This is a genomic window from Pseudonocardia oceanicola, assembly GCF_047200735.1.
GTDB lineage: Bacteria > Actinomycetota > Actinomycetes > Mycobacteriales > Pseudonocardiaceae > Pseudonocardia.
On record NZ_JBJZON010000052.1, the window covers coordinates 1 to 9,770 of the forward strand.

General features: G+C 68.5%; 13 protein-coding genes, 2 pseudogenes and 1 other annotated feature. Of the genes and pseudogenes, 7 read left to right on the forward strand and 8 right to left on the reverse strand.

Translation table 11 applies throughout. The annotated features are described in order from the left end of the window. Window positions 1-7 precede the first annotated feature (7 nt). On the reverse strand, window positions 8-508 hold the full coding sequence (locus ACL02T_RS34390) for an IS3 family transposase (RefSeq protein WP_412835007.1): 501 nt from the start codon (window positions 506-508) through the stop codon (window positions 8-10). 112 nt (window positions 509-620) lie between these two features. On the opposite strand from ACL02T_RS34390, the gene ACL02T_RS34395 reads away from it, so the two are divergent. Next, on the forward strand, window positions 621-1,184 hold the full coding sequence (locus ACL02T_RS34395) for a TetR/AcrR family transcriptional regulator (RefSeq protein ID WP_412835008.1): 564 nt from the start codon (window positions 621-623) through the stop codon (window positions 1,182-1,184). A gap of 307 nt (window positions 1,185-1,491) precedes the next feature. After that, window positions 1,492-1,815: a hypothetical protein gene (locus ACL02T_RS34400; RefSeq protein WP_412835009.1), complete on the forward strand. Its 324-nt coding sequence runs from the start codon at window positions 1,492-1,494 to the stop codon at window positions 1,813-1,815. Between the two features lie 243 nt (window positions 1,816-2,058). On the opposite strand, the gene ACL02T_RS34405 is transcribed toward ACL02T_RS34400, so the two are convergent. The 4 genes from ACL02T_RS34405 to ACL02T_RS34420 all read right to left on the reverse strand — a co-directional run bounded on the left by ACL02T_RS34405 (window position 2,059) and on the right by ACL02T_RS34420 (window position 3,429). Then, a complete protein-coding gene (locus ACL02T_RS34405) occupies window positions 2,059-2,265 on the reverse strand; it encodes a hypothetical protein (RefSeq protein ID WP_412835010.1) in 207 nt (68 codons plus the stop codon). 35 nt (window positions 2,266-2,300) lie between these two features. Beyond that, window positions 2,301-2,585 carry a hypothetical protein gene (locus ACL02T_RS34410; protein ID WP_412835011.1) on the reverse strand — a complete coding sequence of 95 codons (285 nt, stop codon included), beginning with the start codon at window positions 2,583-2,585 and terminating at the stop codon, window positions 2,301-2,303. After that, on the reverse strand, window positions 2,573-2,731 hold the full coding sequence (locus ACL02T_RS34415; RefSeq protein WP_412835012.1) for a hypothetical protein: 159 nt from the start codon (window positions 2,729-2,731) through the stop codon (window positions 2,573-2,575). Before ACL02T_RS34415 ends, ACL02T_RS34410 begins: the two co-directional genes overlap by 13 nt. A gap of 98 nt (window positions 2,732-2,829) precedes the next feature. Then, window positions 2,830-3,429, reverse strand: a complete 600-nt coding sequence (locus ACL02T_RS34420; protein ID WP_412835013.1) for a MarR family winged helix-turn-helix transcriptional regulator — start codon at window positions 3,427-3,429, stop codon at window positions 2,830-2,832. A 56-nt stretch (window positions 3,430-3,485) separates the two neighbouring features. On the opposite strand from ACL02T_RS34420, the gene ACL02T_RS34425 reads away from it, so the two are divergent. Further along, complete coding sequence (locus ACL02T_RS34425; RefSeq protein ID WP_412835014.1) at window positions 3,486-3,731, forward strand: hypothetical protein; 246 nt, start codon at window positions 3,486-3,488, stop codon at window positions 3,729-3,731. 113 nt (window positions 3,732-3,844) lie between these two features. Beyond that, window positions 3,845-4,688 (forward strand): annotated as a pseudogene (locus tag ACL02T_RS34430) (IS5 family transposase). Between the two features lie 119 nt (window positions 4,689-4,807). On the opposite strand, the gene ACL02T_RS34435 reads toward ACL02T_RS34430, so the two are convergent. After that, complete coding sequence (locus tag ACL02T_RS34435) at window positions 4,808-5,383, reverse strand: acyl-CoA-like ligand-binding transcription factor (RefSeq protein WP_412835015.1); 576 nt, start codon at window positions 5,381-5,383, stop codon at window positions 4,808-4,810. Between the two features lie 95 nt (window positions 5,384-5,478). Here ACL02T_RS34435 and ACL02T_RS34440 point away from each other — a divergent pair, with 95 nt between their 5' ends. Next, window positions 5,479-6,306 (forward strand): mycofactocin-coupled SDR family oxidoreductase, encoded by an 828-nt coding sequence (locus ACL02T_RS34440; RefSeq protein ID WP_412835016.1) that lies wholly within the window; start codon window positions 5,479-5,481, stop codon window positions 6,304-6,306. Between the two features lie 26 nt (window positions 6,307-6,332). Here ACL02T_RS34440 and ACL02T_RS34445 read toward each other — a convergent pair whose 3' ends face one another. Further along, window positions 6,333-6,686 (reverse strand): hypothetical protein, encoded by a 354-nt coding sequence (locus ACL02T_RS34445; RefSeq protein WP_412835017.1) that lies wholly within the window; start codon window positions 6,684-6,686, stop codon window positions 6,333-6,335. 63 nt (window positions 6,687-6,749) lie between these two features. After that, window positions 6,750-6,881 (reverse strand) — a sequence feature (AL1L pseudoknot). Window positions 6,882-7,063: 182 nt separating this feature from the next. Between ACL02T_RS34445 and ACL02T_RS34450 the strand changes: the two are divergent. Beyond that, a pseudogene (locus ACL02T_RS34450) lies at window positions 7,064-7,357 on the forward strand (transposase); the annotation flags it as partial. 95 nt (window positions 7,358-7,452) lie between these two features. Here ACL02T_RS34450 and ACL02T_RS34455 read toward each other — a convergent pair. Next, window positions 7,453-8,928 carry an FAD-dependent monooxygenase gene (locus ACL02T_RS34455; protein WP_412835018.1) on the reverse strand — a complete coding sequence of 492 codons (1,476 nt, stop codon included), beginning with the start codon at window positions 8,926-8,928 and terminating at the stop codon, window positions 7,453-7,455. A 50-nt stretch (window positions 8,929-8,978) separates the two neighbouring features. Between ACL02T_RS34455 and ACL02T_RS34460 the strand changes: the two genes are divergently transcribed. Beyond that, window positions 8,979-9,608, forward strand: coding sequence for a TetR/AcrR family transcriptional regulator C-terminal domain-containing protein (locus tag ACL02T_RS34460; protein WP_412835019.1), 630 nt, complete (start codon window positions 8,979-8,981; stop codon window positions 9,606-9,608). Window positions 9,609-9,770: the final 162 nt, after the last annotated feature.

Genomic DNA, 9,770 nt, shown 5'->3' on the forward strand with positions numbered 1-9,770 from the left:
GTCCTCGTCATCCACAGGTGACCAGCCACAACACGCCCTCGCCGGTGACGATCCGGGGCAGGTCGGCCATCCAGACGCGGTTCGGGGCCGCGGCGGGGAAGTCGCGTTCGAGCAGGTCCGGCGCGGGGCGGTGCGCCGGGTCCTGCCGGGTCGAGCCGTGGCGCCACCCGCGGCGCAGGTGCGCGCCCTGCAGGCCGTGCTCGCGCATGACCCGTTCGACCCGCTTGCGACCGACGTGCACGCCCTGGCCGCGCAGCTCCAGCCACACCCGTGGGGAGCCGTAGGCGGCGGCGAACTCGTTCACCGACCGGATCTTCACGATCTGCTCGAGCGTGTCGGCCTCGGCCTGGCGCACCCAGTTGCGCAGGGCCTTGTGATGCACCCCGAGCTGCTCGGCGAGCATGCGGAACGTCGGGCGAGGGTCGGACTCCCGATACAGCCGAACAGCGCGTTCACACAGCTCCTTCCTGGCTCCCCCGAGGGAACCAGTCTTCAGACACTCCGGCAAAGCGGGGGAAGCTCACGCTGCGGCAGGCGTGGCGGCGCTACCTCGCGATTCGAATGCAGCCCCGCGACTGCGGCAGGATGTCGCGATTCCTATGCGGAGGAGTGCTCATCCCATGGCCGATGCGCGAAGCCGTCTCGAAGCCGCCCTGCGCGCCGCGGCGGAGTCGACGCCGCCGCACGAGATCACGGCGTCCCTGGTGGCCAGGTTAGGCGGTGTGCACCGCGTCACGTTCTATCGGCACTGGCCTGACGTCGAGAGTGCCCTGGTGGAGGTGTTCGCTGACGAGATCGACCACGTCGCCGGCATCGGCAGGCTCGGCGAGGGCGACGAGATCGACGTGGCCGAGTTGGCTGCGGCCTATGACGCGGCTCTCCGCAGGTCTTTGGAGGAGATTCAGAGACGACGGGCGATCTACCGGCTCCTCTTCACCTGGCCACCGTTCATGAGCAGAGTGCTTGACGCGATGACGGCTCGGGCGAGGGTCCTCCTTGAGAACCTCGAGCGAGCCGGTGTCGTGGTCGAGGGTGGCCGCGACGGCTCTGCTGCGGCGTTCATCGCAGGTGCGGCGATGGCGAGCCTGGCGTGGTGGGCGTCCTCCGAATCGGAGGACGCCCAGGGGCTCGCCCGCGCATTGATCGCCCGCTATCCGTTGTGGTGGCCACGGGTCCTCCGGTGATGCGGGTTCGCCGCGAAGGTCAAGGTCGACGCGGGTCCAGATGATCATGTGCTGATCGATGATGCCGAGAAGGCAGGCAGGAGAGAGTACGTGAACGACGACGCCCCAGGTCCGGTGGAGGTTCGTCGTTCATGGAGGAGCTGGGCATCTCGCCGTCCGCGAGGCATCCGCCGCTTCGACCTGATTACCTGGGGGGCTGCTTGGCACTGGATCGACCCCGAGCAGGGCGCGCACAGGCCGCGACCGTCCTCAACCTGGCGGGACGCTCCCGCGGTTCCTGAACGACCGCCTCCTGGACGAAGGATCGTTGGCGGCACTCGATGCCGTTTACCGCACGCATGCTCCCGAGACATCGTCCGACGGCCGCCCGCCCTCGGGACTCGACGGGGAAGACGCTGTCGCCGAGAATCGGGCGTTCGCCGAAGTCCGATCGCATACCCTGCGCAGCACGCAGACCTCCTCCGCCGACGAGTGGCTCGGGCTGATATCAACGCTGAGCGACCACATCGCGCTCGGCGCGCAGCGAGTGGACCAACTCGTGGCCGCCCTGCGCACGGTCATCGACGCTGACTACGGCGGCTCGCTGCACGTCACGTCGTGCACGCAAGCCGTGCTGGCCACTCGCCTGTAGGCCACCGCGGTCCCTGGTGCGGCCCACGCCGTCCTCGAGATGCGGCGCTCGCGGTCTCGTGTCCGGCGAGCGGGCTCCCTGATCGCTGTCGACCTCGCACACCGCCGAATGCGCCCGCACGACCCCCGACTCTGCGTCGTGATCATCGACCGCCTGACCTTCGCCGGGAACGACCTGCACGACCTCCTGCCGGCTCGCCCACGCCCGAACTCGGCGAGCTGAGTGAGCACTGTCGCGGTCGGATCAGGGCCAGCGGGCATGCACGAGCCAGGCCGCCGACTCGTAGAACACTCCCCGCCCGAGGAGATGGCGGGTGAGGTCGGCCCGCAGTTCACCAACGGCCTGCTCCCGCTCGACCGGGCTGAGCTTGTCCGGCAACCCTGCGTGCTGGCCGGTGATGAAGCGCAACGCGTCCTCGACGTCCGAGCCGAAGAACATCGGCTCAGCCAACCCCTCCAACGCCACGTCAGCGAAACCCGCGGAGGTCAGAAGGCTTCGGATTCGCTGGGGGTCGCTACCCCGGCCACCGCCGGGCCGGCCAGCATCGCCACCTGAAACGCGACGTGGTCGAGCGCGACCCCGGCCGGGACCTGGGATTGCGGCAGCAGCCGCGGCAGGAACGCCCGTCTCGATGCCGAGCCCACCGCGTTGCAGGAGGTCCGGGCTGCGACCAGCACCAGCACCAGCGCCGCCGAGCCGATCCCGAGCACGGCCTGAGCCGCCAACAACGCCGCCGCAACGACCGCGCCGAGGCTGGTCACCAGCACCACACGGCGCCGGTCGAACGCGTCGGCGATCGTGCCCCGAACAGGCCGAGCACGATCGTCGGGACGGCGGTCGCCACGCCGATCGCGCCGGTCCACCACGGGCTGCGGGTCAGCTCCCACACCTGGAAGAGCACAGCGACGACGACCATCTGCGCGCTGAACCGGATCGCCGCTGTGCCGATCCAGAGCCGGCGGAATGCGGGCGAAGTCTACAGCGGCCGGACGTCGATGGGATGCGCTGGCCGGCTCACGTGCTCCCGCCAGGCCCCGGCCGGCTTGTGCCATCCGTGGAGTTCTGCTCTCCGGTGGTGTCGCCCGCCTCTCCTTGTTCTGCGCCCGGCTGGCCCGGTGGCGGGGGTGGCATGGCGTCGCCGATTTGCTCGGAGATGCGGTCTTTCATGCTGCGCTGGCGCAGCGCCTGCGCGGTCGCGGTCACGGCCTGGCTCAGCGCGTGGGGCATGACCTCGTCGTCGAGCTGGGCAACCGCCTCCTCGGTGGCGCGCCATTCCGCCTCGAGGAACGGCACCAGCGCCCGGCCCCGCTCAGTCAGGGTGATCCGGCGGGTCCGCGCGTCCGTGCCGGGTTCGGAGTCGATCAGCCCTTCGCGGCGCATGCCGGCCAGGGTCTGGCTGATCGCCGAGTGGGTGCGGCCGAGGGACTCGGCGAGCTCCCGGATCGTCAACGGCCCGGTATGGGCCAGCCGGATCAGCGGATAGGCATATCGCGGGCGCACACCGTGCAGGCCCCTGGCGTTGTAGACGTCCTCGATCTCGGCGTCGATCGCGGCGAGCAGTTCGCGTAGCGGCTGCCAGCGATCCCGGGACCGGGTTGGATCCGACGATGTCACAGCGTTAATATAACAGCGCTGCCACACCTTGTGCGCGGGAATGACGGGAGTTGCGGATGATGACGCCCTGGTTCGAGCTGCAGCGCCACGCCCGGCAGCGGCAGCAAGAGCTCGCCGACGCCGGCCAGGCCGGCCGGACCGGGCGGCTCGCACGAGTGCGGCGCCATCGCCCCGTGCCCGCCGGTGGCCGTTGGGGCCTACGGGCGGCCTACTTCGCGCTGTGGTGGCGGTGTCGACCGCGTGACCGCGCCGTCTACCTCCTCGAGGACGGCCAACACCGCCTCGGCGTGCTCCACAGCTGAGAGGTCGCGCGGATTGATCACGTCTCGGTCGCGGCCGGGTGTCGAGGGGAAGGAGCGGGCACGGGCCTGCCGATCATGAAGTTGTCTACGCTTCGTGATCGCCTGGAGGCCACGTGCCCGCCCTGCCATCATGGCTGACCGAACCACTGTGGGACCAGTTCGCCGCGCTGCTACCCGTACGTGACGAGTTCGATCCCACCCATCCGTGGGGCTGCCACCGCGCCGGACCGGCGACCGGATCGTGTTCGACAAGCTCATCCAGGTTCTGCGGTTCGGCTGCTCCTACGAGGCGATCGCCGAGGCCACCTGCTCGGCGAGCACGCTGCGCGCCCGCCGCGACGAGTGGATCCGCCTCGGCGTGTTCGCACAGCTGCGGCGGATCGCCCTCGACGCCTACGACCGCATCGTGGGCCTGCTACTCGACGACATCGCCGTCGACGGCTGCATCACCAAAGCCCCCGGCGGCGGCGAGTGCGCCGGGCCTTCCCCGGTGCGACCGGCGCAAACAGGGTCTGAAACGCTCACCCCTGGTCGAGGCCGCCGGTATCCCACCGGGCCGGGTGCTGGCCGGGGCCAACCGCAACGACTCCCCGCTGCTGGGCCCAACGCTGGACCGACTCCGCCGAGCTCGCCCCGCTCCCCGACCACGTCACCGTCCACCTCGACGCCGGCTACGACTCGCACAAAACCCGGGACCTGCTCGACGAACGTGGCCTGCACGGCGAGATCGCGCACAAAGGCGAGAAGGCACCGATCCAGGCCACCCGACGCCGGCACATCGAACGGACCAACGCCTGGCACAACGCGTTCAACCGGCTGCAGCGCTGCTACGAACGACGCGAGATCGTCCTCGACGCGTTCTTCGACCCCGCCGACGCGATCATCACCGTCCGTAGCCTGATCCGACAAGCCTGGACCACCCACCGCTGGAACACACGACCCGTCCGCCGCCCATGATCAACACATCAATTCGCGCGACCTCTTAGACGGAGCAGTTCCTGCCGGTCGGCGAGAAGTTGATGGCTGGCCGCGACGGCGAGCGCCCTGATGGTGCGTCCGCAGAGGGGTTTGAGAGCTCAGCCGACCCCGGCGAGGACCATGCGCAGGAATCGCTCGTGCAGGGCGGGGAGGTCCTCGTCGGGGTGGGCGATCCAGTACTCGTGGGCGCCGAGGGTCGCGGCGAGCGTGGCGTGCCCGGCGGCGACGGCGACGAGGGCGCTCTGGCCGCGTCCGGCGACGAACTCGGTGGCGATCATCCGCCATTCCGCATGCCGCACGGCGGCCTTCTCCTGGACCGCGGGCACCGTCAGCAGGAGCTTCGCGCGATGCAGCATCCAACGTCGCTCCTCGGCGGGGTGGTGCAGGGCGAGAGGCGCGCTGCGGCACAGGGCCTCCCGCCACGGTTCGGTCGATTCGTCGAGCAGCCTGCGGAAGGTGGCGAGCTCGGCCGGCGACTCGACCCAGAGCACGTCGGCCTTGGTGGAGAAGTAGCGGAAGAAGGTCCGACGGCTGACGCGCGCGGCAGCGGCGATGTCGTCCACCGAGGTCTGCTCGAACCCCCGCTCGACGAAGAGTTCCTGCGCGACGGCGGCCAGCTCGTGCGCGCTGGTGAGGGCGGGGCGGCCGCCGCTGTCCGGAGTGGTGGTGGACATTGCCCTGCATGGTCGCACGTGACGCTCCTCGACTTTTGACACAGCGTGCATAACCTGTCGGCAACAGGGCGACGTCGCAGGTGGGAGGCCGTTTCATGGGTCGGGTCGAAGGTAAGGTCGCGTTCATCACCGGCGCCGCGCGAGGGCAGGGACGGGCCCACGCGGTCCGCCTCGCCGAAGAGGGCGCGGACATCATCGCGATCGACACCACCGCGAAGGTCGACTCGGTGCCCTACCCGCTTGCGACGGCGGAGGACCTCGCCGAGACGGTCCGCTTGGTCGAGGCGTTGGACCGGCGGATCGTGGCGCAGGAAGCGGACGTCCGGGACAGTGCGTCGCTCGCCTCCGCGGTGGAGGCGGGCGTCGCGGAGTTCGGCAGGTTGGACATCGTCCTTGCCAACGCGGGTATCTCCTCGCCCGCGTCCACGTTGGAGATGTCGGAGGACACCTGGCAGGACATGATCGACATCAATCTCACCGGGGTGTGGAAGTCGCTCAAGGTGTCCGTGCCACACATCATCGCGGGCGGGCGGGGCGGGGCCGTCGTCATCACCAGCTCGCTGGCGGCCATCTATGCCAACCCGGGAACCGCGCACTACAGCGCGGCGAAGGCGGGGCTGGTGATGATGGCGAAGGTCATGGCCAAGGAGTGGGCGCCGCACTCGATTCGGGTCAACACCGTGCACCCGACGACGGTGGCGACGGACATGATCCTCAACGACGCCACGTACAAGCTCTTCCGGCCGGATCTGGAGACCCCCACACGAGCCGACTTCGAGGAGGCCGCGCGCACGCTCAACCGGCTCCCGGTCGCTGCGTTGGAACCGAGGGACATCTCCGAGACGGTCCTACACCTGGTCGCGGACAGCGGCCGCTACATCACCGGCACGACCCAGGTCGTCGACGCCGGTGGACAGCTCTAGTGCGGTGACCACAGAGGTTCACCGGGTCATGCGGCGGCGGGTCTGCCCCAGCGGCGGTGGTGTTCGCTGCGGACTCGGGCGCGTTCGCGGCGTTGGGCCGCGAGGACGTCGGGGTGGCGGGCGTTGGCGTTGCGCCAGCGCAGGTAGGCCTGCAGTCGCCGGGCGGGTGTCGGGTGGTGGGGGTGCTTCGACGCGCCCATCACCAACCGGCGCAGCGGCCCGGACTGGGCCTCGATCGGGTTGGCCCAGGACGCATGGGTCGGGGTGAAGCACATCTGGTCACGGCCGATCCGCAGTCCTTCCCGCCGCGCCGCACGCCACATCTTCCGCACCCCGTAGACACACCTGTCGCACCGATAGAGGTCCACGACCCGGTTCACCAGATACGCCTCATCCAACTGACGGTCCGTCACCGGGCGGGCCCGCCAGCGATAATACGTCTGCGGGGCGACCTGTACGCCGTGTTCGGACAACACGGCACAGATCGGCTCGACCCCGAAACGGCATCGATGCTCGTGAACGAACAGAAGTCTTACTTGAGTCGACGGTCCAGCTCCGCCTGAGCGAAAAACGCCGAAGCAGTCTTCAGAATCTCATTCGCCCGCCGCAGCTCGGCATTCTCAGCGCGGAGCCGTCGCAATTCAGCCGCCGCGTCATCGTCAGACCCGGCCGAGCCCGATCCAGAACCGGAATCGCGCTCCTCGGCCTCGACCCAGTTCCGGATCGTCGCCGGGGTTGACGTCCAACAGCTCACCGACGTGCCGGCGCGAAGCTCACCGATGATCTCGACGAGCTGCTCGCGTTCTACGACTACCCCGCGGAGCACTGGATCCACCTGCGCACGACCAACCCGATCGAGTCGACCTTCGCCACGGTCAGGCACCGGACGAAGATCACCCGCGGGCCGGGCTCCCGCGCGGCCGGGCTGGCCATGGCGTTCAAGCTCGTCGAGGCTGCCCAGGCCCGCCGGCGCGCCGTGAACACGCCACACCTCGTCGCGCTCGTCCGCGCCGGCGCCACCTTCGAGGCCGGCAAGCTCGTCGAACGACCCGACGAACACCCCCAACCCGAGGCAGCCCATCCACAGGTCTTGACGATCGCTCCCCGGCCCTCTGTGGAGACCGGTGGGGTTCAGACGGTGGGTGCTCATGAGTGGGTGCCTCCTGTGGTGGCATCGTCACCGGAGCTGGTCAGTGTGTATCCGTCCGGACGGATGATGATCGACCCGACGGCGGGCAGCTCGTCAGCTTCGAGGCGCACTGCGTGGACGTCGGTGAGCGGGGCACGGTCGAGGGAGGCCGGCATCGGGAGCGCCTGGTGGCCTGGCGCGGTCACGCGAACGAACTGTCCTTGGGCGAGTGCGTGATGCACCGACGATCCATCGGCCAGTGGCAGGTCCGGAACGCGTCTGCCGCCCAGAGCTGAGGAATCCACGTCGGAGACAAGTGGGTGCGGGTACGACACCGAGAATCCGGACACTTCTCCGGCCATCGTCCGGTTGGCTTCCGGAACGGCGAGCAGGCCGCTGATGACCTCGCGGAGGTACGCGTTCGCCGGGTCGAACTCGGATACGAGCCGGTACTGGGCGACAGTATTGGCGAACAGCTGCTCACCGACGGGTCGCCGCTCACTCTCGTAGGTGTCGAGAAGTTCTTCGGAGGCTCGGCCGGTCGCGACCAGAGCGAGTTTCCAGCCCAGGTTCATCGCATCCTGCGCTCCCACGTTCAGGCCTTGACCACCCATCGGTGCGTGGACGTGTGCGGCGTCTCCGGCCAGGAGAAGCCTGCCACTGCGGTAGGAGGCGGCGAGCCGTGTCTCGTTGGTGAATCGGGTAAGCCACGAGGCGTCTCGCGCACCGAAGTCACTGCCGGTGGTCCGTCGCAACGACTCGCTCATTTCCGCGAGGGTGAGGGGCTCGTTCTGAGGCACGTGCCGGCGAGTGTTGTCCAGGACGATGACCCGGGAGTGCACGCCGTCACCCGAGGGGATGATGGTGGCCCCGCCGAACTCATTCGTCCCTCCACCGAGCGGAGCATCATCGGGAACATCCAGGACGACATCGCCCATCGCGATGGAATCCGTGGCCGGCAGCCCCGGAAAGTCGATACCTGCGGTGCGACGAACGATGCTCCGAGCGCCGTCTGCGCCGACCACCCAGCGCGAGGAGACGACCGAGCCGTCCTCAAGCGTGAGGTCGACATGATCGCCACGGTCGTCAACGGCGACGACGAGTGCGCCGCGCCGCACATCGACTCCGATCCCGACGGCATGGTCCTCCAGGATCGCTTCGGTTCGCGACTGCGGGATGAACAGCGTGAAGGGGTATGGCGAGTCGAAACCGGAGAAATCCAGGCGAGTGTCGAGGTTCGCGAAATGCCAACTCGGCATCGGGCGGCCGACCTCCAGAAAGCGCGAAGCGAGGCCACGCAGGCCGAAGGTCTCCAACGTCCGCCCATGGATCGTCAGTGCCCTCGATTGCCGGACCGGTTCGATGCGACGCTCCAGCAGCACGACGTCCGCTCCGCCCAGCCGTGCTTCCGCCGCCAACCACAGGCCGACCGGACCACCTCCGACAACGACAACATCCACGACCCGTGACGGTTCCTTAACGCTGTTAGTCATGAGATGACCATGCCTCTAGCACTGTTAGGCTGTCAAGGAGGAGGTGCGGGATGGAACGTCGGGAGATCATCGAGGAAGCTGTCGCGCTGCTCGACGAGGCAGGGCATGACGGGGTGACGATGCGCGTCCTGGCTGCACGGTTGCAGGTCAGCGCCCCCTCGCTGTATTGGCACTATCCGTCCAAGCAGAAGCTCTTGGAGGACGTCGCCGACTCGCTCGTCGAAGGCGTCGCACCGCAGTCCACAAAAGAAGCGAATCCGCACGAGCGGCTCCTGCGGCTCCTCGCCGATTTCAGAGACGCTCTCCTGAGTCATCGGGACGGAGGGCGTGTGTTCGCCGGCACGTTCGCCCTCGGCCCGCACGTGCTGGACCTCAGCGAGGCAGCAACCTCACTCCTCCTCGAAACAGGCATCACCGACCCTGGCGACGCGCTCGACGCGTGGTTCAACCTCGTCCGCTTCACTGTTGGATCGGTCATCGAACAGCAAGCTACAACCGAACAACTCAACGAGCTGGAAAGTCGGCGCAGCGCCTTCGAAAACGCTAGCATCGCAAGACCGACTCTGCGTGCCGCAGCAGAGCGGCTCTTCGCGCCCGACGAAGACCGACGCTTCCACGACGGTGCCCGCCTCCTCATCGCTGTTCCCAGGGGCGGTGCATCACCGCCGCGAACCATCTGATGGAAATGACGGGCACGAACAGCGAGTGAATACCGGAACCGTCCCGGACCTCGCCCTGCCGCCGCGTGTCCGACGCGGCGGGAAGAGATGGGTCCACCGTTGGCCGAGCGGTCCGGGGCGGGGGCACGAGAGCAATGCTTGAAACCTGTGGATGACGAGGAG